The following is a 24,845-nucleotide window of genomic DNA, read 5'->3' as shown; positions in this document are numbered from 1 at the left end:
GGTGCGCAAACCATCTCGCCGATGGCCGCGCACGCACGGGTGTACGGTCACACACTCGACCGCGCGGTTCTCGGTGAGACGGCGCAGGCACCCCCGCACGGCTGGACGGCGTCTGCGGTACGAAGTTCAGCGACGGCTGCGTCGGCGCGGTTCGTGTCACCAACTGCGCGCGAAAGGAGATCCATGCCACCACCTGCGCGCGAAGCAGATCCATGCCACCACCTGCGCGCGAAGCAGATCCGTGTCGCCGGCTCAGGCGCTGCGTCAGTCGCCTGAGCTCGCGCAGCAGTCCAGGCCTCCCAGCCCTGGATCGCGGTTGCTCGTCGGTCAATCCGCTGGCGGGTGTGCCTGGTTCGCCTCGCGCAGGGCCTTCCAGGCGTCCGCCACGGGGCCGACGTGCCCGAGCTTGTCGGGGTTGTTCACCGTGCGGATCGTCTGGATCTGCCCATCGAGTACGTCAAGCGCCCAGGTGCTGAGGACCTGGCCATCTCGGTCGCGGAAGATCGAGCCCGGCTGGCCGTTCACCTGCCTCGGCTCGACAACGCCACCGCCCCTGATCACCAGCGGGACAAACGACGCCAGCGCCCGGAGCACGTTCTCGGCGCCAAGGATGACGGGCTTGAACTGCGGGGCCTTGCCGCCGCTGTCGCCGATCATGCGAACGTCGGCGGCCAGCAGCTCGGTCAGCCCGTCGACGTCTCCTTCGCGGAAGGCGTCGAAGAAGCGTTCGGCGAGTTTCTCGCGTTCCTCCCGGTCCGCCTCGAACCGGATCCGGCCCGCGTCCATGTGCCGGCGGGCCCGCACCGCGAGCTGGTGGCACGCCGCTTCCGAACGTCCCACGGCCGATGCGATCTCCGGGAAGCCGAAGGCGAACACCTCCCTCAGCACGAAGACCGCGCGCTCCAGCGGGGTGAGCCGCTCCAGCAGGAGCAGTGCCGCCATCGACACCGAGTCCGCCAGCTCCGCCGACCGCACCGGATCCTCGTACGGATCGGTCAGCAGCGGCTCAGGGAGCCACGGTCCGACATACTCCTCCCGCCGGACGCGGGCCGAGCGCAGCACGTCGATCGAGATGCGGGTGACCACGGTCGACAGGAACGCCCTGGTCGACCCGGGCCGGGTGGAGGCGGCCTGGTAGCGCAGCCATGTCTCCTGGACCGCGTCCTCCGCCTCGCTCACACTGCCCAGGATCCGGTAGGCGATCGAGAACAGCAGCGGCCGCAGCTCCTGGAACTCTTCTGTCTTCGTCACGCCGGACTCTCCTTGTTCGTACGCACCTTGATCGGCCCTGGTGCACGGACTTGTGCCGGCTCCACTCGCACGTTCGACGGTGGAGCCCACACCCCTGCAACTGCGTCCTTTCGCTGGAACAGGACCGAACAAGGGGCCGCCCCACTTCCGATCGTGCGGTGGGGTGGCCGGACCGGTACAGCGCAGCTGTCCGGGACCACCATCACCAGGGCACCGGACCCTCAGCACTGAAGAACCCTCCGGTCGGTCCGTCCGTGCCGAGCATGGCCAGGCGCACCACGGACATGGCGCCCTGCGCGACCGTGAGGAACCCGGTGTGGTTGTTGCTGTCCGTGTCGACGAAGCCGGGGGCGACCGCGTTGACCAGGATGCCGTCCCTCCGTAGCTCATTGGCGTATTGCACGGTCAGGGCTGTCAGCGCGGTCTTGGACGGCGAATACGCGGCGGACGGCAGCAGTCCCGTGAAGGGGCCGTCCGGATCGCTGGTGAGAGTCAGCGAGGCGGCGTGACTGCTGACGTTGACGACGCGTGGCGCCGGTGACCGCCGCAACAGCGGCAGCATGGCATTGGTCACTTGGATCACCCCGAAGACGTTGGTCTCGAACACCGCCCGCACCATGTCCAGGTCGACGGAGCTGGGGACCTGATCGTGGGCGTCTTCGGGCGACACCCGTCCGGAGCCGGTGATTCCGGCGTTGTTGACCAGTACGTCGAGATGCCCGAAGCGCTCCTCAACCTGCTTCGCGGCCCCTTGGACGGTGGCCTGGTCAGTGACGTCCAAGGTGACCGCGTGCGCGTCGCCGCCGACCGCGCGCACCGCCGCGGCGGCCTCCTCGCCGCGCATCGGGTCTCTGGCCCCGATCACGACCGCCATGCCCAGCGCGGCGAGTTGCTCAGCGACGCCACGGCCGATCCCCTTGTTCGCACCGGTGATCAGCGCGACCTCCTGGTGCGTGCTCTCCTCACTCATCATCTGCTCCTTGTTGTCGAGGCGGACTCTTCTCGGAACCTGTCTTCACAGCCTGAGACGAGACAGCCAGGCCATCTCTGACATGGGGGCACCAGGAGCTCTTCACCCAGGAATGGTCCGGCGGAGGTCACGCGAGACCCGACTCCGACCGCGAGTGGTCACACGCACCGAGGAGAGCGGGGCCCTCGGCCGAACTGACGGCCCTGGTGAATCTTGCTGCGGCAGGGCACCCTGGCCGCCTTGATGTCGTGGAGGGCGCCCGGCAGGGTCGGCGAGGCCCACAGCAATCCGTCATGCGGATCAGCGATGACCTGCACGTTCATGCCGTGCTTCTCGGGCTCCCCGGGGTAGGAGGGCGGTGGGCTGCACGCGACCGTGTCCGCCACCGGTCCCCCGTGGACGTGGTGATGCATTCCTGCGATGCGGGCGAAGGTGACCAGTGGGACTCTGTAGGTCCTGGAACCCCAGGGGCCGCCAGCGCGGCCCTAGGCACCCGCAGTGCCCGAGGTGGTTGAAGTGATGGGCATCACGAGGACAGGACATCGACGACGGCCCCTCACGCCGCTGGCCGCCGTCGTCGACGGCGTCGTCGCCGGCGTCGCGGGGACGGTTTGCATGGATGCCGTGCGCTATCTGCGATATCGACACGCAGGAGGCACCGAAAGTCCCAAGGACTGGGAGTTCGCGCCGGTCGAAGGCTGGGAAAAGGCGCCGGATCCCGGCAAGGTGGCGAAGCGGGTACTGGAGGGGTTCACACAGCACGACATCCCTGACCGGTGGGCATGGCTCATCAGCACCGCGATGCACTGGTCCTACGGGTCCGCCTGGGGAGCGCTGTACGGGATTGCTGCCGGATCGGCCCGGCGCCCGAACCCGTTGCTCGGCATTCCTTTCGGCGCGACTGTGTGGGCCAGCGCATATGTGGTCCTCCCGCAGGCGGGGCTCTACAAGCCGATCTGGAAATACAGCCCGAGGACATTGGCTGAAGACCTGAGCGCCCACCTCGTGTTCGGTCTGGGAGCCGGCACCTGCTTCTGGCTCACCAGCAGACACTGCTGACCTGGCACTCCGCGAGAGGCTCGGCGCACCGCGCCATCCTCGCTTCCCTTCTGATCCGCGCCGACGTCGACAACGCCGTACCCCTGGAGTCGCAGCAGAACGTCACTTGCCGGGTCGAGAAAGCAGCGGACTGGGGGAGGTCGCCGACCGGGGCGCCCTGCTGTTTCGCGCGTGCTTTCCCGGGCCGGGCGCGGCCGAGGTGCGACGCGTGGGCGGGAAGTTCGCGGTCAACGGATGGGCGGCATGGCGATGAGGGTATTCCGCGACATTCCGGGAGCGGCCCGCATCGGATCCGCGCGATCAGCACCCATGAACAGGTCGCCCCACGGGGTGTGTTGGGAGCTACTACTCGGCTGCGGGGGCCTCTATGAATCGGTCCAGCGGATCGGGTGACCGGATGCGTCCGTGGTGAGCCAGGATCCGTCTCCGAGAGGCTGAATGTCGTAGGGGTTGTCCGTGCGCGCGTCGAACTCCGTTCGGACTTGGCCAGAGCGCGCATCTACGCGGTAATGGCGGAACCATTCCTGCTCGTCCTCGGTTTCGCCGGTGAGGGTGACGATGATCGTGTCCGGGCTGAGGTAGCCGCCACTCCATTCCATGTAGACCTCGTCGGGGTCGTGTCCGAAGGCGTCAACGGAGAGCGCGAACCTCACCTCGCCGCCGGGGTAGGTGTGGACGGCGATGTCGGCCTGCCCATGGTGAACGGTCATGAACTGGTGGCCGTCGGGCGACAGGCCGATGAGGCACCGGTCGTCCCACGGATAGCCGATGAGATCCATCCGGGCCCCGGTCAGTGACGCCCGGTAGATGACCGAGCCGTCCTGCCCTTCGCCTACATCGAGGAGGACCTGATCGCCCGCCGGGTGCAGCAGTTGTTGCCCGCCGTGCCCGACGGTCTGCAGATCCGCCTGTGCGATGACCGCTCCGGTCTCGGCGTCCAGGGCGACCCACTGGTCGGGGCGGTTACGGCCGGCCATGGCGTCAGGCCGGTAGACCCACACCACAAGTTCGTTCAACGACAGGACACAACCGGGTCGGTGTCCGTGCCGCTGATCCGACTGTGGCTCGAAGTGCGACCGCCAGGCCTCGGCCCCGTCTGCCGTCATGCAGACGACTGCGTTGAGGGTCGCGTAGTAGGAGCGCTGAAGGCCGGCGGTAACGGCGTGGTCGACGACCACGTCATCGGGGGACGGCCGATAGTCCATGACCGGCGACAGCACGCCCCTGGCATCGGTGGCCAGGTCATACGCGCAGATGCGTCCGTCAACGAGCCGCGTGATTATCTGCCGGGGAGGAGGGGATTGATCCACGCCTCGGAGGTTAGCGTTCCAGCGGATCTTCGGCACGGGGTCGACCACCGGCTCCCGGCGGCCAGCCGAGGAGGAAGCTGCCGACCCGGGCAACCACACTGGACCCCTGCATGCTCGTTCCGCGTGGCCGCCTGGACACGCCGCCTATCGCGATGACCAGGGAATGCGTTTCTGCCGGCCGACAGGGCGGACATCGACAAGATCGAAGCCGTCCTCGTGGCGTACGAGATGTTGGATCTGGCCCAGGCCGGAGTCGCGGACCAACCCGACCCACCCTTGGGTCGTCGCGTGTCTAAGAAGCCACCCGACGACGTCCATCGTCAGTCCGAAGTCGTCCTCGTGGACGCAGGTCCGGACGGTCAGGGCCCACGGTTCGCCGCCGTCCGGATTCGGCCTGTCCACGGCACGGACCAGCAGGGAGACATCGGCCCCGTCGAACGAGTGACTGGCCGAACCACCGGCGAAGGCCTGCCAAGGACCGCCCCATGACTCCCAGTCGGTCGACTTCAGCTCTGCCGGCATGTCCGCCTGCCCCAGGAGCCACCTCAGTTCCAGAAGTACCGGCTCGGGCAGGTCCGGCGGCAGGTCCACCGTCAGGAACAAGTCGTAGTAGTCACTCACACCAGGGACCCTAGTCCCAGCCGCCGACGGCACTCTGCGGGCCTGACAGACTCCCAACGGAGCCCCGTGCTGTCGGTGCCGTTCGTGGACCGTCCTCCACCTGCCGAACCTCTCCGGCAAGCCGAGTGACTCGGAACCAAAGATTGTCGAACGCCCCCATATTGCCGTGTGCCCTGATGCGCTACATGTGATCCGGAGCTCGGTTTCCGAGAGGGTGGGTTGCACATGAGCACGGATTTCCGGCGTGCCGCCAGGCCGGCGGCGGAAGCGTTCGTGCGGGCCGCTATCGGGCAGGTACTCGTCGTCGGATGGGCTCTTTCAGGGGCTTGGGACGCTGTAGAAGCAGGCCGGAACGCTGCCAGCGGCAATGGCCCGATGACCAGGGAAGAAGTGATCGCGCTGATCCGCTCGCTCCCGCGGGCGGAGTACGAGCAGATCGTGGACCGTGAGCTGTCTGTGGCCGAGGGCAGTATTCGGGGATTGAGCCCGGCCGAGCTGCTGGCGGTACGACGGCAACTCGTCGAGTTGCCCGCGACCTAGTACTCCAGCCGTAGATCGTGATCTTGCTGCTCGGGGCCGGTGCAGAGACGGCTGGGGCCACCGTTGATCATCGTGAGTTGTGTCGACAAACGAAGATCACGCGGTGGCCGCAGGTCACAGCGTAGTACCTGCCCGATGGCGGTCGATGTTCGACCAGCTGACGGGCCGTATCGCAGGCCGGTTCACACGGGTCGAACCGCGCCGCCGGGCAAGGGCGCTGGTCCTTGGCCTGCTGTCGGACCTGCCGAGGAAGAACTGCTGGACCCTGGCCGAGCACGCGGGCGATGCCACCCCGGACGGCATGCAGCACCTGCTGCATCGCGCGAAGTGGGACGCAGACGCGGTCCGCGACGACGTGCGCGCCTACGTGGTCGAGCACTTGGCCGACGACGAGGCCGTGCTGGTGGTCGACGAGACCGGCGACCTGAAGAAGGGCGCCGCCACGGTCGGCGTCCAGCGTCAATACACCGGTACTGCCGGGCGGATCGAGAACTCCCAGGTCGCCGTCTACCTCGTCTACTCTGCCGCCCGCGGGCACGCCGCGATCGACCGCGCCCTGTACGTGCCGCGCTCGTGGACCGACGACCCCGGCCGCTGCCGGGCCGCCGGCATCCCCGACAACCTCGCCTTCGCAACCAAGCCGGTCCTGGCGGCCCGGATGATCGGCCGGGCGCTGGACGCGGGAACGCCCGCCGGCTGGGTCGCGGTCGACGAGGTCTACGGCGACAACCCGCACCTGCGGGCCGCACTCGAACACCGCCGGACCGGCTACGTCCTGGCAGTCTCCAGCACCCACCAAGTCTCCACCGCCGCAGGGACGTTCCCAGCCAAGACCATCGTGGCGAAGATCCCCAAGCGGGCCTGGCAGCGGCGCTCGGCAGGAGCGGGCGCCAAGGGCGAGCGGTACTACGACTGGGCCCAGGCCGACATCCATGGCCCCGCCGACCAGCCCGGGCACTGGTGGCTGCTGATCCGCCGCAACCAGCGAAGCGGTGAACTCGCCTTCTTCCGCTGCCTTTCACCGCGTCCCGTCCCGCTGACCGACCTGATCCGGGTGGCCGGACGGCGCTGGACGGTCGAGGAGACGTTCCAGGCTGGCAAGGGCCTGGCAGGGCTGGACGAGCACCAAGTCCGCCGCTGGACCTCCTGGCACCGCTGGGTCTCCCTCGCGATGCTCGCCCACGCCTTCCTCGCCGTCACCGCGGCCGCCGAACGCCCCGGCCACCCGTCCTCGACGACCTGATCCCCTTGACCTGCAACGAGCTCCAGCGTCTGTTCACCACCATGACCAGCCAGGCCCACGACCTCGCGCACCGACTCCGCTGGTCGTACTGGCGCCGCCGCCACCAGGCCCGCGCACGCAGGTCTCACTACCAACGGCAAGCGGTCACCCAGCTGTGACTGAACGCTGTAGTTGGCCCGTCTGGCCATGTAGGTGCTCAGCCGACTTGCCATGCAGACCGGGCCCGGCCCAGAAGCTAGCGGCCGACGGTGCTCCAATCGGCGGGGGCGGGCGGCACCGAACGGCCTGCGGCGTGTTCGCGGAGGCGTCGGGTCAGTTCCGGCAGGTCGTAGGCGGGGAAGCTCACCTGGAGGAGGCGCAGGCCGAAGTGCGATGGTTGGTCCTCCTGGAACATCGCCGCGTCCATCGGCTTGATCTTCACATCCCAGGCGTCCGGGGCGGCCCAGTGAGTCATCCGCACGTAGAAGGCGTCTCGCGGGCCGGCGTTCGCCGCGGCCGAGAGGAAGGCGAGGCCGCTTTCGACCGGGAAGTCGATGAGCATCCAGCCACGGCGGGACTCCACCCACTCCGCCATGTGCGGCAGCTTCTCCGGCCAGTCCGCGTTGCTCTCTGCCAGGTCCTGGCAGCAGGTGAACGTGTCGAGGCCGCACTCCCAGATCGCCTGGATCGTGGGTGCGAGCTGTTCGTCGATTTGGGCATGGCGGCTACCCACCCGGACGAGAACGGTCCGATGCGTTCCTTCGTAAGACGTCATCGCAGGAGCATAGAAGCGGGGCACGACATCAAGGCAGGCGGAGCCCCAGGCAGCTTGGGCCGCTCCCCAGGCCGACTGGAGCGCACACCGGCCATGAAGATCACGATCTACGGCTGGAGTACTAGGCGCAGGACCTACCGGCTGGCGGCCGCTCACCTCGGTCGTGCGGCGACTTCACAGTCGTAGATATTCTGCTGGCAATTGCCGATTCGGCTGCCCGTTGCTCACCCGCCGTTCACGACACCCCTGAACAGTCGGCGCGAATCCATGTAGCAACCACACACCATGATGAGGGCACATGTGTCTTGACGGACATTGCGAGCACGAGGTGGACGTCCTCCACGTCGAGCAGAGCGACGAAGCGACGAGCGCGCCCGGACGCCGCCGCTTCCTGGCCGCGGCTGCCGTCGGTGCCGCGGCGCTCACCCTCGAGTCGGTCTCCTTCGCGCAGAGTGCCGGCGCGGCGGTGCAGAGCACGCCGCCGCAGACAGGCGAAGTGACCCGCACCATCAGCGGACATCTGGACACCGGCGTGGCGGACTTCGTCTACCTGCCGGTCGAAGTACCGAAGGGCGTGCAGAAGATCTCCGTGTCGTATTCCTACGACAAGCCGGCCGTCCCCTCCGGCACGCCGGGCAATTCGTGTGACATCGGCATCTTCGACGAGCGCGGTATCGCACTCGGCGGCCGCGGCTTCCGCGGATGGTCCGGTGGCTCCCGAACCTCGTTCGAGATCAGCAACAGCGAGGCCACGCCGGGATATCTCCCCGGACCCGTCGGCCACGGCACCTGGCACATCGTGCTGGGTCCCTACCAGGTGGCACCGCAGGGACTGAACTACCAGGTGCAGATCACCCTGACGTACGGCCCGGACGGTCCCGCCGCCCCTCGCCACTACCCGCCGCAGCGTGCCAAGGGACGCGGCCGTGCCTGGTACCGCGGCGACTGCCACCTGCACACGGTCCACTCCGACGGCAAGCGCCAGCCCGCGGAGGTGGCGACGGGAGCGCGCGCCGCCGGCCTGGACTTCATGGTCTCCACCGACCACAACACCTCGTCCGCCCATGCCGTGTGGGGCGACTACGCCGATTCGGACCTTCTGATCATCACCGGTGAGGAGGTCACCACCCGCAACGGACACTGGCTGGCTCTGGGCCTGCCCGCCGGCGACTGGATCGACTGGCGCTACCGCACCCGTGACGACGCGTTCCCCCGCTTCGCGCGTAAGGTGCGCCGCGGCGGCGGTCTCGTGGTTCCGGCTCACATGTACTGCGCCTACGTCGCGAGCCAGTGGAAGTTCGGCTTCGACGACGCCGACGCCACCGAGGTGTGGACCGGCCCGTGGACGTACGACGACGAGCACGCCATCAGCACCTGGGACCAGAAGATCGGCGAGGCCGTCCGCTCGGGCGGGCGGTGGATCCCCGCCATGGGCAACAGTGACGCGCACAGCGAACCGCAGGTGATCGGCCTGCCGCACAACGTCGTCCTCGCCGAGGACTTGAGCACCGACGCCGTCATGGACGGTATCCGCGCGGGACACAGCTGGATCGCGGAGTCCTCGGCCGTCCAGCTCACGTTCACCGCCAGCGGGAACGCGCGCCAGGCCGGTATCGGTGAAACGCTGACGGTACCCGCCGAAACCCCCGTGGACATCCGGCTGGACGTCAAGGGCGTCCCCAACGGCACCGTCCGCTTCATCACGGACGAGGGCCAGATGCACCAGGAGTCCGTGAACGCCGCGGGCGAAGGCACGGTGGTGTGGCGTACGACGGCCTCCCTGGCCGCCTACGTCCGCGCCGAAGTGCGTCACCCGATGGCGAACGGGTCGCCGGGACAGGGCAACACGATGGGCGACGCCCTGATGTTCGGCCCCATGGCCGCCCTCACCAACCCCATCTTCCTTACGCCGGACCGTCACTGACGGACCACGGGACTACGGCCCACGGAGTTCACCGGCACGGTTTCGACAGCGGCGAGCACCCGCGCCGGGCGTCGCGAGGGCTCTGCGAGCGGTTCCGCTCGCAGAGCCCGCCAGCGGAAGATCACCCCAAGCAGGGCAACTATCAGAGGTCACGCGACCGTACGTGCACGTGGCCGGCGAGGGGGTAGGCGGGCGGTGCCGCGGGCAGCAGCGCTGTCAGCTCGTACCGGCTCTTCTGGGCGACACGGCAGGACGCCGTGTTGTCCGCCTGATGCAGGAGTTCAAGACGGGTCAGCCCGTCACGGGGGAAGGCGGTGAAGGCCCAGTCCGTCAGCGCCAGCAGTGCCCGGGGCGCCACTCCCCGGCCGCGTGCGTGCGCCGCGGTCCAGTAGCCGACCTCGGCGTGCGGCGCGCGCAAGGTGACGTTCTTGAGGACCACGTGGCCTGCCAGCCGCGCCTCGGCGCCGGCGGCCTGGGATTCCACGACGGCGAATCCGAAGCGGTGGCCCGTCTCCCATCCCTGCTGCTGGTCCTGAATCCACTGTGCCGCGCTCGCCTCGTCGTTCACAGCTGAGCTCGTCCAGCGGCGCATGGCCTCGTCGCGGTACAGCCCGACCAGGTCAGCAGCGTCTGCCGGGCGCCAGGGGCGCAGTATGAGAGCGGGGCCTGCCGGTGTGGCGTCCGCTTCCAGTCGTACGGTGCTCTTGCCCATGCGGTGTCCGCCTCCAGTGGTGCAGAGATCCTGTTTCCCGGTCGAGGGTACGAACCCGCCGCGGTCCGCGCACGAGTCGGGCTGTGCAGCGGGGCGCTGGGGCCGTTGCCTCAGCGGGCTGCCCGTGCCCGCAAGGCCGTGACCGACCAGTCGAGTTCAGGACGAACTCGTGGTCCTCCTTGCCGGTGCCCAGCGCGTACGAACTGCCGCGGCCGGCCACGACGGTGACGGGGGTGCCCCTGACGGTCGAGTTCTCGCCCACCGTCCGGCCGAACATGATCACGTTGTCCAGCCACGCCTTGAGCGTGGACGGGATCGTGTAGTTGTGCATCGGCGCGCCGAGGACCACCGCGTCGGCCTGCTCCAGTTCCGCGAGCAGCCGCGAACGGACGCCCCACGCGTCGGCGTTGCCCCGTAGGGCCGGGTGCACCGACGGGTCGACATGTGCCTCGGCGGTGATTGCGGGACCGGGTCGGCGGACAGGTCTCGGTAGATCACCGTCCCTTCCGGGAACCGTGCTTCCCAGGTGTCACGGAAGGCCCCGGTCACGACACGGGAGGTGGAGGAACCGGAGGGGAGCACGGATGAGTCGATGTGCAGCAGCGTGGTCAAGGGACACCTACTCGCAGGGGTACGGAGGTCGGGGAGCCGGCGCCCCGGCTGGGCGGCCGACGAGGCGCGGGGCACCGCCCCGGCTTCAACTCCAGGGCCGGGGGCGCAGGACGCCTTCCGGGTCGTAGCGCTTCCACAGGTCGCGCACGCGGTCGCCGGTCATGCCCGGGTAGGCCTGCTGGAACGTCGCCCTGCTGGGGCCGGACTCGAAGTTGACGTAGGCGCCGTCGACGTGCGGAGCGAGATGCGCCCAGCCGGCGGCGAGCCGGTCCTTGTCGTGCGGCGGGAACGCCGAGGCGACGAGGAGGACGTTCTGGTGGCGGTGCGCGAACGCCGTGGCGGCGGGGTCGAGATCGTGGGTCGCGCCGCCGAGCGACCGCAGCTGCACGAGAACCGGGTCCGCCGCGGTCGTGGCACGCACCAGAGCGCGCGCCGCGTCCCGGGACATGCCGGTGAGCATGCCGTTGGTGGTGCTCGACGGCATCTGCGCCGCGTTGGTGTGGAGATGAGCCGTGGGCACGAGGTCGGGGTAGCGGACCATCTGCGCCTGCTGGACCGCGACTTCGCCGATCTCCAGCAGCGGCGCCAGGAACCGCTGGGCGGTCCTGTGGTCGTCGGATGCCACGACGGCGCTGATCAAGGCGGCCGCGGTGGCACCCTGTGAGGCCAGCACCACCGCCGTCGACAGCTCGCGCGGGTCCCTGGTGGTGACGTCCGCCCAGCGCCGCAGGGTCTCCCCCGCCGGATCCACGGCGGCGACCAGCTGGGCGTAGCCGACCGCGCCGAGTTCCATGGCCTCGATCTCGAAGGCGACCGCGATCCCGGCCCCCGCCCCGGCTCCGCGCATCACCCACAGCAGGTCGGGATCGGTCTCGGCGTCGGCGCGTACGACCGTTCCGTCGGCGAGGACCACGTCGACGGCCCGGATGCGGTCGACCGTGAGCCCGTACCGCCGTACCAGCCAGCCGACCCCGCCGCCGGTGGCGATGCCTCCGACTCCCACGTTGCCGTGGTCGCCGGAGCCGATGGCGAGGCCGCGCGGGGCGAGCGTCTGGGCCACCCGGGCCCAGCGCGCGCCCGTCTCGGCCCGGACCAGCCGGGCCCGGCGGTCGAGGACGTCGACCCGGTGCAGTGCGCCGAGGTCGAGGACGAGCCCGTCGTCGTTGGTGCCGGTGCCGGCCAGACCATGGTCGCCGCTGCGGACGGCCACCCAGAGCCCTGCCTCGTGCGCGGTCCGCAGTGCCGCCGCGATGTCGTCCGTGGACTCGGGCAGCACCACGGCGGCCGGCCGGCCCACCGTCGTGTAGGTGGACCGCAGGCGCGGGTAGCGCTTGTCGTCAGGCGTGACGATCTTGCCCGCGAGCTGGGCGGGCGCGGCGCGGCGGAGGTTCTTCACCGGGCGCTCCGGATCGCTTCGACGCGCTCGCGCACCTCCGGGACGACCTCGCGGGCGAACAGGGCGACCTGCCGCTCCGGTTCGGCCGCGGGCCAGAGGACGAAGGTGTCGAAGCCGAGGTCGACGGTCCATCCTGTGAGGGTGTCCACCCAGCGCGCGACGTCGCCGACGAGTCCGGGGCCGCCCGCGCGGCCGCCGATCGCGCCGATCACGTTGTAGACGCGCCGCAGCGTGCGGGGGTCACGGCCGGCCGCGGCGGCCGCCTCGTCGATGATCTCCTGCCGGGAGGGCACCTCGTGTGGCGTGACATAGATGTTGAGGGGGAGATCCAGCCGTCCGCGTACCGCCCGGTGACGGTCAGCATGCGGCGCTTCTGGGCGCCGAGCCACACTCCGACGGGCTGGGGCGGGTTCGGCCCCGGCTGGTAACCGCCGATGGAGTGGTATGGGCTGTGGTGCCGGACGACCTCGCCGTTCAGCGCCCTGTGCAGCAGTTCGACGGACTCCTCGGCGAAGGCCACCATGTCGGGGCCGCGTCGCGCCGGACCGCCCATGGAGGCGATGGCATCGGGTATGCCGCCCCCGCCGACACCGAGCCGGACCCGCCCGCCCGTGAGCACGCTCAACGACGCGGCGGCCTTGGCGAGCATCACCGGCGGCCGGAGCTGGAGGTCCGCGACGTCCGTGACGAAGACGATGCGTTCCGTCAGGGCCGAGAGGTGCGAGATCAGCGTCCAGGCGTCCAGGTGGTCCGGCTGGTAGGGATGGTCCTGGACGGCGAGGTGGTCCAGGTCCAGGCGCTCCGCGGTCTGCGCGAGCTGCCGGGTCTGCGCCCACGACCCGGCGACCGGGGCAAGGCTCAGACCGAAGGAGAGGGGACGTCGGTAGTCGCACGAAGCGTGACGGCTCCCGGAGCACCGACCGACCGGCTGACCTCCGCGGCCTGCGGGGCCTGCGCAGACCGCGCGGCCTGCGCGGACTGCTGACTGCTGACTGCTGACTGCTGACTGCTGACTGCTGACTGCTGACTGCTGACTCAGAGCATCAGCTGGTCGATGGTGAACGGAAGCGACCTCAGACGGCGGCCCGTCGCGTGGTGCACGGCGTTGCCGATGGCCGCGGCGAGCCCGACCAGACCGACCTCGCCGACCCCCTTGGTGCCGACCTCGGTCGCCCGGTCGGACCCGCCGCAGAAGATGACCTCCACGTCAGGGATGTCCGCGTTCACCGGCACCAGGTAGTCGCCGAACGTGGCGTTGGCGATGCGTCCCGTCCCCGCGTCGGTCACGGTCTCCTCGAAGATCGCCTGGCTGATGCCTCCGACGGTGCCGCCGACGATCTGGCTGGTGGCGGTCTTCTCGTTGAGAATGCGGCCGCCGTCGATCGCCGACACGACGCGCGCGACACGCAACAGCCCGAGTTGCGGGTCGATGCGCACCTCGACGAACTTGGCACCGAAGGCACCGGCGGTGGCCATGCCGAGCCGCTGGGCGTCGGGCGGTGTGCTGCGGCCGTCCGCGCTGAGTTCCTCCAGGCCGTGACGGGCGAGGATGTCGGCATAGGACTCACCGGCGCCGGGATCGTCGACGAGGTGCAGGCGGCCGTCGGTCACCTGCACCCCGTCCGGCTCCGCGCCTCGCAGCGGGGAGGCGTCGTCGTCCCGCACCACGTCGAGGAACTCCCCGACGAGGTTGCGGCAAGCCGTGTGAATGGCGTTCGCCAGAGCCCCGGTCAGCCCGGACCCCCCGGCCTGCGGGGCGTAGGGCATGTCGGAGTCGCCGAGGTCGAAGCGGACCCTCCCGATGTCCAGGCCCAGGAGTTCGGCCGCCAGCTGTGTCATGACCGTGTACGTGCCGGTGCCGATGTCCGTGGCGGCGCTGCGCACATAGGCCGATCCGTCGCGGCGCAGCGACCCCCGCGCCTGGCAGGGCATCTGGTAGAAGGGGTACGACACACTCGCCAGGCCGTAGCCGACCAGCCACCGGCCGTCGCGCAGGGAGCCGATCCCCGGCGTGCGGCGGGACCAGCCGAACCTCTCGGCGCCCTCGGTGTAGCACTCCCGCAGGGCGTTGCTCGACCACGGCAGGCCGAGCACGGGGTGGGTCTCGGCGAAGTTCCGCAGGCGGAGTTCGAGCGGGTCGATGCCGAGGGTGTGGGCCAGTTCGTCGATCGCGGATTCGAGGGCGAAGTTCCCCTGTGCCTCCGCGGGTGCGCGCATCGATCCCGGACACGGGATGTTGAGCCGGGCCTGCCGGTCGCGAGTCACGACGTTGGGGCAGGCGTAGGACACCGCCGAGCACAGGGAGACCGGCTCGTAGTCGTCGTCCGCCATCGCCACCGAGGAGAGGCCGTGGTGCTCGATGGCGACCAGGTCACCGGCCGAGGTGGCGCCGATCCTGATGTGCTGGACGCTGTTGGGGCGGTGGCCGACCGAGGTGAACATCTGCGGGCGCGTCAGCACCAGTTTGACCGGGTGCTTCACCTCGCGTGCCGCCAGGACGGTCAGCACCGTGTGCGACCACACCCGCAGTCCGGCGCCGAAGCCGCCGCCCACGAAGGGCGCGAGGACCCGGATGCCGCTCTCGGGGATGCCGAAGATCCGGGCGATCGAGGTGCGGACGTTGTGGGGCCACTGGGTGGAGTCGTGGATGGTGACGGAGTCGCCGTGCCAGGAGGCGATCGTGGTCATGAGTCCGAGCGGGTTGTTGGTGTTGTCCGGGGTGCTGTAGTCCCCCTCGACCACCACGTCGGCCCGGTCGAAGCCCGCGGCCACGTCTCCGCGCGCGGTGTCCAGCCCCCACGGGTTCTCGACGATCTCCGCCCGTGGGTCCCGGACGTCGAGGAGCGGATCGGCGGGTTCGTACGTCACCCGCACGAGGGAGGCGGCGTGCCGGGCCCGCTCCGGGCTGTCCGCGACGACGACGGCGATGTGCTGCCCGTAGTGCAGGATCCGGTCGTCCTGCAGCGGGGCCGGCGGGGACTGCCCGAGCAGTGTCATGGGTCCGCGTTCCAGCCGGGGCGCCGTCAGGTGCGTGATGACGGTGATGACGCCCGGGGCCGCCTGTGCGGCGGAGGCGTCGATGCCGCGGATGCGTCCGGCCGCGATCGTGCTGCCCACCAGGGCTGCGTGTACCAGGCCGGGGTAGCTGAAGTCGTTGGGGTAGTGCGCGGTCCCCGTGGTCTTCAGGGGGGCGTCCACCCGGTCGAGGCCCGCTCCGACGGAGGTGGGGGTGGCGAGGGTCGTCATGGGTGGCCTCCCGTGACGGTTTCGAGAGCGCGGACGAGTGTGCGTTTGGCCAGCTCGACCTTGAACGCGGTTCCCGGCAGGGTCCTGGCGCCCTTCAGGGCGGCCTCCGCGGCCGTCCTGAAGTTCTCGCCGCTCGCGCGGCAGCCGCGCAGCACGCTCTCCGCGCCCCAGGCTCGCCAGGGGATCGTGCCCACACCGCCCAGCGCCACCCGGGCTTCGGTGATCATGTCGCCGTCGACTTGAACGGCCACGCCCGCGGACGTGAGGGCGAACTCGTAGGAGACGCGGTCGCGCACCTTCAGATAGTGGGACCGGGTCCCTTCGGGAAGGAGGGGGATCTCGACCTCGGTGATCAGCTCACCGTGCCTCAGCATGTTCTCGACGTCGGGTGTGGTCCCGGGCGGGAGGTAGAACTGCGTCAGCGGGACGGAACGCGGGCCGTCCTCGCCCTGCACTCGGACGACCGCGTCGAGTGCCACCAGCGGGACGGCGAGGTCCGAGGCGTGCAGGGCGATGCAGTGCGCGCTGGTGCCGAGGATCGCGTGCATGCGCTGGGCGCCGGTGATCGCGGCGCACCCCGATCCCGGGTTCCGCTTGTTGCACGCGGCGACCGCCGGATCCCTGAAGTAGCGGCACCGGGCGCGCTGAAGCAGGTTGCCGCCGATGGTGGCCATGTTCCTCAGCTGCGTCGACGCGCCGAGCAGCAGGGCCTCCCGGACGAACGGGAGCCGTTCGTCCAGGACCGGGTCCGCGGCGAGCTCCTCCATCGTGGTCAGCGCCCCGACGTGCACCGACGTGGCCGTGTGCATGATTCCCCTGAGCGGCAGCCTCGTGATGTCGACGAGGCGCTCGGGACGAAGGACGCCGTCCTTCATCAGGTCCAGCTGGGTCGTCCCGCCGGCGAGGTACGACGCGTGCCGGTCGCGGGACACGGTCGCGACAGCTTCGTCGGCGGCGGAAGCGCGCACGTACTCAAAGGGATCCATCGTTTCCCTCCGACGCGACCTCGCGGATCGCCGCGCGAATGTTGGGATACGCCCCGCAGCGGCAGATGTTGCCGCTCATGAACTCACCCACGTCCTCCTCGCTGCGGGCCCGGCCCTCGGCTATCAGGGCGACGGCGGACATGATCTGCCCGGGGGTGCAGTAGCCGCACTGGAAGGCGTCGTGCCGCGCGAACGCCGCTTGCATCGGGTGCGGCTCGTCGTTGTCGGACAGCCCCTCGATGGTGGTGATCTCCTGCCCGTCGTACTGGGCGGCCAGTGCCAGGCAGGCGACGATGCGCTTTCCCTCGACGAGGGTGGTGCAGGCGCCGCAGGCACCCTGGTCACAGCCCTTCTTGGCGCCGGTGAGACCGAGGTGGTCGCGCAGCGCGTCGAGGAGTGTCACTCGTGCATCGATCCGCAGGCGATAGACATCGCCGTTGACGTGCAGAGTGACGTCCACATCGGGAATGCCGGAAGCTGCCTGTCCGGGGCGCGCCGTGGTCTCGAAGTACTTCATAGCGCCTCAGTTCTTCGATCCAGCCCAGAGGGAACGCCTCACCGTCCGGAGCGGTATCTGTCCGATATTAAAACCGGATCGGCCTGTTCGCCTGCCTGGAGGTGCGGGCCTCTTCCCGAGGCGAAAACGCTCCCTGCTCCGGCGGTCCGGCTCCGTCCTCTCGGGGCTCGTCGTGGAACACGTCCGCGCGCCCCTGCCGATCAGGGTGCGGGATTCCGTCTCTGCTTCACGAGCTCCACGAACACATAGGGGTGGCCTGAATAGGGGCGGCATCCTATGCAAATCCTTCCCTGGCTGGCCGCCCGCCTCCGACAGACGATTGGACTACTCACCACCGGAACTCATCGTGACGGAGACTTCCCATGACTGTTTGGTTCATCACCGGCGCCTCCCGTGGCTTCGGCCTGGAAATCGCCCGCCAGGCACTGGAACGGGGCGACAAGGTCGTGGCCACCGCACGCCGTCCCCGTGAGATCGAGCAGGCGCTCACCGGCCACGGGGACCGGCTGCTCGCCGTCCCGCTGGACGTCACCGACGAGGCACAGGCAGCCGCCGCGGTACGGTCCGCCATGGACGCGTTCGGGGCGATCGACGTACTGGTCAACAATGCGGGACGCGGAGTCCTGGGCGCGGTCGAGGAGACCTCGGACGCCGCCGCTCGCGGCGTCTTCGACACCAACGTCTTCGGGCTTCTCAACGTCACCCGGGCCGTGCTTCCCGTCATGCGAAAGCAGCGGAGCGGCCGCGTCCTCAACCTGAGTTCCATCGGCGGCTTCAGGGCGGCGGCCGGCTTCGGGGTGTACTGCTCGACGAAGTTCGCGGTCGAGGGTCTGTCCGAGGCCCTCCAGGACGAGGTCTCGCCGTTGGGGATCAAGGTGACGGTCGTCGAGCCCGGATACTTCCGGACCGACTTCCTCGACGGTTCCAGCCTGCACGTCGAGGAGCGGGTCATCTCCGACTACGAGATGTCGGCCGGCGCGGTCCGCGGGGCCGTTCCGGGCCTCAACCACGCCCAGCCCGGGGACCCAGTGAAGGGCGCCACCGCGATCCTGGAACTCGCCGACGCGGCGGCGCCACCGCTGCGCGCGCAGCTCGGCAGTGACTGCGCGGAGGCCATGAAACAGAAGGTCGCGGATCTCGCCGCGGAGGCGGAGGCCTGGCGGTACCTCGCGCTGTCGACGGATCATGACGACGTCGCCGTTCGCGCATGATCCCCTCACGACCGGCGCAGGGGGTTCAGGGATGACCCGGGAGTGTTCGGCCCCAGAGTGTTCAGAGGTGTTCGATGGCGCAGCTGAGTGAATACCTGCGGGCGTGCCGGGCCCGGGTCAGCGCCGAGGAGTTGGGGCTTCCGGCGGTCGGCCGTCGCAGGGTGCCGGGACTACGCCGGGAGGAACTGGCCGCTCTCGCCGGGGTCAGCGTGGACTACATCGTGCGCCTCGAACAGGGGCGCGTGAGATCCGCTTCGCCTTCGGTTCTCCTCGCGCTGGCCGAAGCCCTGCGCCTGCAACCGGACGAGAGGGAGTACCTTCTGCGACTCGCCGACGACGACGCGGCTGTCGCCGGCAAGGTGGCGCAGACGGCACCGAAACGCCGGCAGGTGTCGTCCGCGACGCGGGTGCTGCTGGACGATCTGGTCAACGCCCCGGCGCTGCTCCTCGGGCGGCGCATGGACGTCCTCGCCTGGAACAAGCTGGGGGCGGCGCTGTTCACGGACTTCGGCGAACTGCCGTCGCGGCAGCGGAACCACATCTGGCTGACCTTCCTGGACCCCCGGGTCCGGGGGCTGTACGCGGACTGGCCGAAGGTGGCGCGGGAGTGTGTCGCGTACTTGCGCATGGACGCCGTGCGCTACCCGGACGATCCCGAACTCGCGCAGCTCGTCGGCGAACTGTCCTTGAAGGACAAGGACTTCGGCACCTGGTGGTCCGATCACCGTGTACGGGCCCAGCGGCAGGGGCGCAAGAGGTTCAGCCACCGGGTCGCAGGCGAACTCGAACTCGACTTCCAAGTGCTCGATGTCCGGGGCGGAACCGATCAGTCGCTTCTGGTCTACACCGCCGATCCCGGCTCCCACTCCGCCGAGGCCCTGGCCTTCCTGACCAGTTGGTCCGCGGCTCAGACACCCGAGAGCCGGCCGGGGCACAGCCACGACAGGGAGAGCCGAGCCTGACCGCACGGCGGTGACCGCGTCCGCGAGGCGCACCGGGACTGCTTCAGCGTAGAGGCGTTCCCGGCTCGGTGTGTCCGGACTTCTTCCCGAAGCGGGGCGTCGCGGGCCGCCGGAGGACGCCGTACCAGTAGGCCAGTGCGAGTTCCCGGGCCACCTCCGCGTCGGCCGCGCCCTCCACACCGGCGACTTGCCGTGCGATGACGTGGCCGCCGCCCCGTACGACGGCTTTCGCGGCCAGGCGGGGATCGACGTCGGGCGCCATGCGGCCGGCGTCCTGTTCCTCTTTCATGAGTCTGATCGTGTTCTCGATGAACTGGTTCTGGTACTCGTCCCACGCGTCTCGCACCGCCGGGTCGTACGCGGCCACCTCGTGGATGGCGGACAGCAGAGTGCTGTACTTCCGGTAGTGCTCCAGGATCTGTTCGTATATGCGCACCAAGCCGTCCAGTCCCCCGTCAGGACCCGTCGGGCGCCAGGATCCCGCGATGGCGTAGCTCTCACGCTTGAGCGTGACGCTCAGGCGAAGCAGCACGTCCACTTTGTCGCGGAAGTAGAGATAGAACGTCGAGCGGGAGATTCCCGCCGACTGGGCGATGTGCTCCACGCTCAGCTCGGTGTAGGTCGCACCTTCCCGGAGATGCTCGTCGATGACCGCGAGAATCCGCTGCTCAAGAACGGCCCGTCGGTCCGAGGCGTTGGAAGGTCGTCGCGTCGTGGAAGCCATGTCGTCGTCCAATGGTCGCCCGCCCCAGCGCTCCGGCCGGCTCATCTCCGGTCGAGCGAGGATGCGGTCCATGGGGTTTCGAGCAGAAGAGAAGTGAGCTCGTGCGGCATGGACAGGAAGGGTGAGTGGCTCCTCACCAGGCGTGTGACGCGACCCGTTCTCGCCGCCAGTTTCTCCTGGAGTTGTGCCGGTAGCGCCTGGTCGTGCTCGCACACGATGTATATCGAGGGTATGTCACGCCGGCCGACCGCGGTCACGACGTCGCTGAAGGATCCCGCGCTCTGCGGCACCAGTCGGTCGACGGCGTCCTCGGCCTCCGCGGCACAGAGGTCGCCGTAGAAGACCTCCCGAAGGTTTTCGGGAACGGGTTCGGAATCGTGTCGACCGGGCTGATGTCGGCGAGAGCCTCATGGGTTTCCACGGTGTTCAGCCGACACCTGTGTGCCGGGGATGCCACCGTGGGAGTGGGCGAGTACGACAACCGGTCCGTCCACGGACGCGAGCGCGTCCTTCACGACGGCCGCGTCCTGTGCAAGCCCGCTGGTCCCGCCCGAACTCGGGAGGCGGATAGTGCCTCCGGAAGCGGCGGAAGACTCCCGGACACGGTGTCCAACACCTCGTCCGACAGCAGGCATGTCGGATCCTGGGTGACACTTCGGCGGTGCCGCCCGCATGGCATGCGCCACTCCTCACCGCGTCCGCCGGCACCGATCCGCGCCACTCGCTCCGCCCGGTCCCCGGATGCCCCGCCCACCGACGTTTGCCATGCTGAATTGGCCGGGGTATGGAAGGAAGTGGCTGATGTGAGCGCCACAGAGGAGACACCGCGACATCCGCCCGAGTCCGGCTCCAGAACGGCTGACGTGGTCGTCGATCAGTACGGCGTGATCGCGAGATGGAGTGCGGCGGCGGAACGGTGTCTGGGCTTCACTGCCTCGGAAGTCGAGGGCGAGGCGGCCGGCGACCTCCTGGCCTCTCGGCAGGAAGGGCGGCCGGACGAGCCCGACCGTCTGCGCCGGGGCCGGGAAGCACCGGTGGCCCTTCGCTGCCGCGACGGCCGCACCGCGGCCTTTCAGGTACGTATCTGCCCGGCCGCCGAACCTCCCGGTTGCTGGAACGTGGTCCTGACCCCCATGACCGAGATGTCCGAGGCGCGGGCGGTGGACGACGCCGTCCTCGACGCCCTGTTCAACCGCTCCCCCACGAGTCTTTGCGTGTACGACCCGGAACTCAGACTACGACGCTTCAATCCGGCGGCACGGGGGATGCCAGGCGTCTTCGGCGAGGACTCCATCGGCCGGACACCTTTCGAAATCTGGCCGGAGTCGAACGCCGATGCTTTTGAACACGACATGCGGCGCGTTCTGGAGACCGGCGTCCCGCGGATCGACTTCGAGAAGCGGGGCCGCCCGCCGGACGATCGCGAGCACGAACGCGTGTTCAGGAATTCCATTTTCCGACTGGAGGATTCCTCGGGCCGTGTCCTGGGCCTGGCGACCACCGCGGTGGAGATCACCGAGCAGCGCCGCGCCGAACAGCAGATCGCTCTGCTCACGGAGGCCAGCTCGGTGATCGGCACGTCGTTGGACGTGATGGAGACCGGTCAGCAGCTGGCGAACATCAGCGTGCCCCGCCTCGCGGACGCCATCACGATCGATCTGTTCGCCCCGGTCCTTGCGGGGGAAGACCCCGCTGCCGCGTCGCCCGCTCCCACGGCGAAAGACCTCCTGAGAGTGGGCATGCGCTTCGCCTGCGACCGATTCGACCTCACGAAGACCGGCCGCCCGGGATTCCCCTACCCGTCCTCGGTGGCCTCGCTGGTCCGCACCCCCGAGCCGCGGCTGGGAGTCACCGACCTGCCGGCCGACGACGGGGAGCCGCTGTATCGGGGCACGGGCGGCAAACGGTCGGCGCATTCCCTGGTGATGCCGGTGACCGCCCGCGGGATCGTGCTGGGCTTCGTGTCGTGCTACAGATTCGGACCGAGTGAGCCCTTCACCGAATTCGACGTCATGACCTGTCGCGAGCTGGTCTCCAGGGCCGCTCTCAGCATCGACAACGCTCGGCAGTACACCCGCGAATACAACACGGCTCGTGGTATGCAACGCGACTTCTCTCCACAGGGCATCGTCGATCACGGTGCTGTGGAAACGGCTCACTACTTCGCTCCCACCTCATCGGAGGCGAACTGGTTCGACGTCATTCCCATCTCGGGCGCCCGCGTCGCGCTGGTCCTCGCCGCCACGGACGAAGCCGGCCTGCGTGGCGCGGCCACCATCGGCCGCCTCGGGGCGGCGGTGCACACGCTCACGCATCTGGATCTGAGTCCGGAGGAAGTGCTGGCCCGCCTGGACGGCGTGGTGAAAAGCATTTCGGGCATCCAGGCGTCCGGCACGGGTGAAGGTGAAAGCGGTACGGCGGCCATGGACCTCCGGTGTGTGTACGCCGTGTACGACCCGGCCACGGGCAGGCTCTCCATTTCGAGCGCCGGGCACCACCTTCCGGTCGTCGCCCGCCCGGACGGGGACATGTATGTGCCGGCTGCGCCGGTCGGCCCTCCACTGGGGACCTCGGAAATGCGCGCCAAGGCGGAGGAAATATATCTGGAGGCGGGCAGCACTCTGGTGTTCTCGTCGTCCTTCGGTGCCTCGCCCACCGTTTCCACTTCCACATCCGCTTCCGACGAGCAGGAGCAGCTGATGCAGGCGCTGTCGGCTGCGGCGGACGTACCCCTGAAAGACCTCAAGAAGAAGGTGCTGGAGACCATCCACCATGGGCCCTCTCCATCCGAAGGAGAAGTGCTTCTTCTGGCACGCACCCAGTGTCTGAGCGCCAGCAACTTCATCACCTGGGAGTTCCCCGCCGATCCGGCCGTCGTCGCGACGGCACGCAGTCTGGTCGAGCACCAGCTCCGCATCTGGGGGCTCGACGCCGCCGCGTTCACGACCGAACTCGTGGTGAGTGAACTGGTCACCAACGCGATCCGCTATGCGAGCGGCCCCTTCGGCCTGCGGATGATACGCGACCACCGTGTGCTCATCTGTGAAGTCTCCGACACGAGCGCCACGGCCCCACACCTCCGGTACGCGCGCTCCAGCGACGAGGGAGGACGAGGCCTGTTCCTGATCGCGGAACTCACCGACCGTTGGGGAACGAGATTCGGCGACAACGGAAAGACGATCTGGGCCGAACAGGACCTCGTGGCGGCGTGAGGTTGCGGCTGGAACCGTGGTGGTGCCCGAGGGTGCTGGCCAGGACTAGGTGCGCTCAACAACCCAGCGGCGGCGCCGTGAAGTTCAGGCCTTCCAGCGGGTCCTTGATCAGACGGGTCGGTTCTGCCAGTGCGTCCTCGTAGCGGCTACGAGCGAAAACATGGGGCCCCATGGAAAGCTCGCCCCACTCCTTGCGAACTGGCTGTCGGAACGATGACCAGGTGACGGTCGTCGGAGTGGTGGTGATCGGAGCCAGTAGGGGCCAGCAGCCCCAGATGCCGCAGGAGCAGCCCAGGACCGGGGTGGTACCGGTCGCGCCCATGCGCGCGGTGGAAGCGTCGTACGGGATGCGTCAGCGCCTTGCCGGTCAGCTTCGACGGGCCGCCGGAGCGGCGGGTTCGCCGAGGTGTCCGGCCGCCGTCCTCCACGCGGCCGTCACCGCGCCGTGGGCCTGCGCGGTACACGCTGCCCGGTCACCGGTCAGGGTGATCGGGGCCCCGACGTGGACGTGCAGGGACGGGCGGCGCAGTGGTGCGGTGACCAGCCCGGCGAGCTGCTTGCCGATCTTGCCCGAGGTAACGCGCCGGGCTCCTGCCTGGCCGACGGGTACGACGGGGGCGCCGGTGCGTTCGGCCAGCCGCGCCAGGCCGCTGCGGAAGGCGGCGGGCGCGGCTTCGGCGGCATCGGTACGGAGCGGGAGTCTGCCTTCGCCGTAGATGAGGACCATGCGTCCTTCGCCCAGGGCGGCTGCGGAGAGGTCGAGGCAGCGAGCAGCACGGCGGTCGTTGCGGTGTACCGGGATGTGGCCTTCGCGGGCGAGTGCGCGGCCCAGCAAGGGAATGCGCCACAGGCCCGCGGCCGCCATGACGGCCGGCTCGGCGCCCAGGCGGCGCAGCGCGGCGAGAACGACGGCCGGATCGGCGAGGGAGGTGTGGTTGACGACGATGATGCTGCCGGGCGCGAAGGCGGCACCGGTGTCGGCGGTCACGGTGAGTCGGCCGACGGCCGGCAGCAGGACGTCGGCAAGGCGGCTGAGCATGAGGTCTCCCGGTCTCAACGATGGTGATCATCATTCTTGAGGACCGGAGGGGGTCGAGGCGTGAGCGCATCTACTCAGCTCCACGGGCGCCCGGTACTCAACCCGGGCCGCATCATTGGCTGGGGCGCCGGCACCTTCGAGCCCCTGGGCCGCCGCGGTCTCGTCGTCCGGCGGTCGGAAGGCCCTCGTGATGACGGGAACGGGAAGGGCGGGCATCGCCGCATGGCGGCGACGGCGACGCCCACGGGTCCGAGTCTCATGGAGGTCTCTGCGGATGCGTTGGGAGGGGAGCCTGTCAGGCGCCACGCGAGGTACGCCAAGGGCGCCGCGGCAGCGCTTAGTTCATGACTTGATTTAACTCATGAGTCTCGACGCTCGGCAAGACTTCCGCAGTGGAATTCTTTCCGGGTCCTCTTCTGCCGGATCCCTTGACACCTTGATGACATGGCCTCAACACTCCTCGGCGGGAGAGCGCTCTCCCGAACGTCTCCCGGCGCCCCCACGTCAGCTCGCCTGACGTCACGTCATGGGGACTCCTGGCGACGACCTCTGACAC

20 protein-coding genes and 2 pseudogenes are annotated in these 24,845 nt (G+C 69.3%); 7 read left to right on the top strand and 15 right to left on the bottom strand.

What is annotated here, in order from left to right:
* Nucleotides 1-327: 327 nt before the first annotated feature.
* Complete coding sequence (locus ABZ642_RS15285) at nucleotides 328-1,251, bottom strand: RNA polymerase sigma-70 factor (RefSeq protein ID WP_360482902.1); 924 nt, start codon at nucleotides 1,249-1,251, stop codon at nucleotides 328-330.
* Nucleotides 1,252-1,453: 202 nt separating this feature from the next.
* Entirely contained in the window at nucleotides 1,454-2,221 is a 768-nt protein-coding gene (locus ABZ642_RS15280) for an SDR family NAD(P)-dependent oxidoreductase (RefSeq protein ID WP_360482900.1), read from the bottom strand.
* Between the two features lie 498 nt (nucleotides 2,222-2,719).
* Here ABZ642_RS15280 and ABZ642_RS15275 point away from each other — a divergent pair, with 498 nt between their 5' ends.
* Complete coding sequence (locus tag ABZ642_RS15275) at nucleotides 2,720-3,280, top strand: hypothetical protein (protein WP_360482897.1); 561 nt, start codon at nucleotides 2,720-2,722, stop codon at nucleotides 3,278-3,280.
* A gap of 365 nt (nucleotides 3,281-3,645) precedes the next feature.
* Here the strand turns inward: ABZ642_RS15275 and ABZ642_RS15270 are convergent, their stop codons facing one another.
* Both ABZ642_RS15270 and ABZ642_RS15265 read right to left on the bottom strand, forming a co-directional pair.
* Nucleotides 3,646-4,590: a hypothetical protein gene (locus ABZ642_RS15270; protein WP_360482894.1), complete on the bottom strand. Its 945-nt coding sequence runs from the start codon at nucleotides 4,588-4,590 to the stop codon at nucleotides 3,646-3,648.
* Nucleotides 4,591-4,734: 144 nt separating this feature from the next.
* Complete coding sequence (locus ABZ642_RS15265; protein ID WP_360482891.1) at nucleotides 4,735-5,211, bottom strand: hypothetical protein; 477 nt, start codon at nucleotides 5,209-5,211, stop codon at nucleotides 4,735-4,737.
* A gap of 375 nt (nucleotides 5,212-5,586) precedes the next feature.
* On the opposite strand from ABZ642_RS15265, the gene ABZ642_RS15260 reads away from it, so the two are divergent.
* Nucleotides 5,587-5,751 carry a hypothetical protein gene (locus ABZ642_RS15260; protein ID WP_360482888.1) on the top strand — a complete coding sequence of 55 codons (165 nt, stop codon included), beginning with the start codon at nucleotides 5,587-5,589 and terminating at the stop codon, nucleotides 5,749-5,751.
* A 145-nt stretch (nucleotides 5,752-5,896) separates the two neighbouring features.
* Nucleotides 5,897-7,152, top strand: a pseudogene (locus tag ABZ642_RS15255) (IS701 family transposase).
* A gap of 77 nt (nucleotides 7,153-7,229) precedes the next feature.
* On the opposite strand, the gene ABZ642_RS15250 reads toward ABZ642_RS15255, so the two are convergent.
* Nucleotides 7,230-7,748, bottom strand: a complete 519-nt coding sequence (locus tag ABZ642_RS15250; protein WP_360482885.1) for a hypothetical protein — start codon at nucleotides 7,746-7,748, stop codon at nucleotides 7,230-7,232.
* Nucleotides 7,749-8,046: 298 nt separating this feature from the next.
* Here ABZ642_RS15250 and ABZ642_RS15245 point away from each other — a divergent pair, with 298 nt between their 5' ends.
* Entirely contained in the window at nucleotides 8,047-9,672 is a 1,626-nt protein-coding gene (locus tag ABZ642_RS15245; protein WP_360482882.1) for a CehA/McbA family metallohydrolase, read from the top strand.
* Between the two features lie 142 nt (nucleotides 9,673-9,814).
* Here ABZ642_RS15245 and ABZ642_RS15240 read toward each other — a convergent pair whose 3' ends face one another.
* The 8 genes and pseudogenes from ABZ642_RS15240 to ABZ642_RS15205 form a co-directional block, all read right to left on the bottom strand.
* Nucleotides 9,815-10,384, bottom strand: coding sequence for a GNAT family N-acetyltransferase (locus ABZ642_RS15240; protein ID WP_360482879.1), 570 nt, complete (start codon nucleotides 10,382-10,384; stop codon nucleotides 9,815-9,817).
* A gap of 154 nt (nucleotides 10,385-10,538) precedes the next feature.
* Nucleotides 10,539-10,996: pseudogene (locus ABZ642_RS15235) on the bottom strand (NAD(P)H-dependent oxidoreductase); the annotation flags it as partial.
* An 85-nt stretch (nucleotides 10,997-11,081) separates the two neighbouring features.
* A complete protein-coding gene (locus ABZ642_RS15230) occupies nucleotides 11,082-12,392 on the bottom strand; it encodes an FAD-binding oxidoreductase (protein WP_360482876.1) in 1,311 nt (436 codons plus the stop codon).
* Nucleotides 12,389-12,685 carry a hypothetical protein gene (locus ABZ642_RS15225; protein WP_360482874.1) on the bottom strand — a complete coding sequence of 99 codons (297 nt, stop codon included), beginning with the start codon at nucleotides 12,683-12,685 and terminating at the stop codon, nucleotides 12,389-12,391. Before ABZ642_RS15225 ends, ABZ642_RS15230 begins: the two co-directional genes overlap by 4 nt.
* Nucleotides 12,601-13,182, bottom strand: coding sequence for an LLM class flavin-dependent oxidoreductase (locus tag ABZ642_RS15220; protein ID WP_360483460.1), 582 nt, complete (start codon nucleotides 13,180-13,182; stop codon nucleotides 12,601-12,603). The genes ABZ642_RS15225 and ABZ642_RS15220 overlap by 85 nt, the downstream gene beginning before the upstream one ends.
* A gap of 245 nt (nucleotides 13,183-13,427) precedes the next feature.
* On the bottom strand, nucleotides 13,428-15,638 hold the full coding sequence (locus ABZ642_RS15215; RefSeq protein ID WP_360482871.1) for a xanthine dehydrogenase family protein molybdopterin-binding subunit: 2,211 nt from the start codon (nucleotides 15,636-15,638) through the stop codon (nucleotides 13,428-13,430).
* Nucleotides 15,635-16,624 carry a xanthine dehydrogenase family protein subunit M gene (locus ABZ642_RS15210; RefSeq protein ID WP_360482868.1) on the bottom strand — a complete coding sequence of 330 codons (990 nt, stop codon included), beginning with the start codon at nucleotides 16,622-16,624 and terminating at the stop codon, nucleotides 15,635-15,637. The genes ABZ642_RS15215 and ABZ642_RS15210 overlap by 4 nt, the downstream gene beginning before the upstream one ends.
* Nucleotides 16,611-17,141: a (2Fe-2S)-binding protein gene (locus tag ABZ642_RS15205; RefSeq protein ID WP_360482865.1), complete on the bottom strand. Its 531-nt coding sequence runs from the start codon at nucleotides 17,139-17,141 to the stop codon at nucleotides 16,611-16,613. Before ABZ642_RS15205 ends, ABZ642_RS15210 begins: the two co-directional genes overlap by 14 nt.
* 362 nt (nucleotides 17,142-17,503) lie before the next feature.
* Here ABZ642_RS15205 and ABZ642_RS15200 point away from each other — a divergent pair, with 362 nt between their 5' ends.
* Both ABZ642_RS15200 and ABZ642_RS15195 read left to right on the top strand, forming a co-directional pair.
* Entirely contained in the window at nucleotides 17,504-18,352 is an 849-nt protein-coding gene (locus ABZ642_RS15200) for an oxidoreductase (RefSeq protein WP_360482862.1), read from the top strand.
* 74 nt (nucleotides 18,353-18,426) lie between these two features.
* A complete protein-coding gene (locus ABZ642_RS15195; RefSeq protein WP_360482859.1) occupies nucleotides 18,427-19,314 on the top strand; it encodes a helix-turn-helix transcriptional regulator in 888 nt (295 codons plus the stop codon).
* Nucleotides 19,315-19,357: 43 nt separating this feature from the next.
* On the opposite strand, the gene ABZ642_RS15190 is transcribed toward ABZ642_RS15195, so the two are convergent.
* A complete protein-coding gene (locus ABZ642_RS15190; protein WP_360482856.1) occupies nucleotides 19,358-20,038 on the bottom strand; it encodes a TetR/AcrR family transcriptional regulator in 681 nt (226 codons plus the stop codon).
* 803 nt (nucleotides 20,039-20,841) lie between these two features.
* Between ABZ642_RS15190 and ABZ642_RS15185 the strand changes: the two genes are divergently transcribed.
* Complete coding sequence (locus tag ABZ642_RS15185; protein WP_360482853.1) at nucleotides 20,842-23,250, top strand: PAS domain-containing protein; 2,409 nt, start codon at nucleotides 20,842-20,844, stop codon at nucleotides 23,248-23,250.
* Between the two features lie 367 nt (nucleotides 23,251-23,617).
* On the opposite strand, the gene ABZ642_RS15180 is transcribed toward ABZ642_RS15185, so the two are convergent.
* Nucleotides 23,618-24,289: a lysophospholipid acyltransferase family protein gene (locus ABZ642_RS15180; RefSeq protein WP_360482850.1), complete on the bottom strand. Its 672-nt coding sequence runs from the start codon at nucleotides 24,287-24,289 to the stop codon at nucleotides 23,618-23,620.
* Nucleotides 24,290-24,845: the final 556 nt, after the last annotated feature.

This window comes from Streptomyces sp. NPDC007157, assembly GCF_040634235.1.
GTDB lineage: Bacteria > Actinomycetota > Actinomycetes > Streptomycetales > Streptomycetaceae > Streptomyces.
This window is presented reverse-complemented; position numbering and strand designations above follow the sequence as displayed.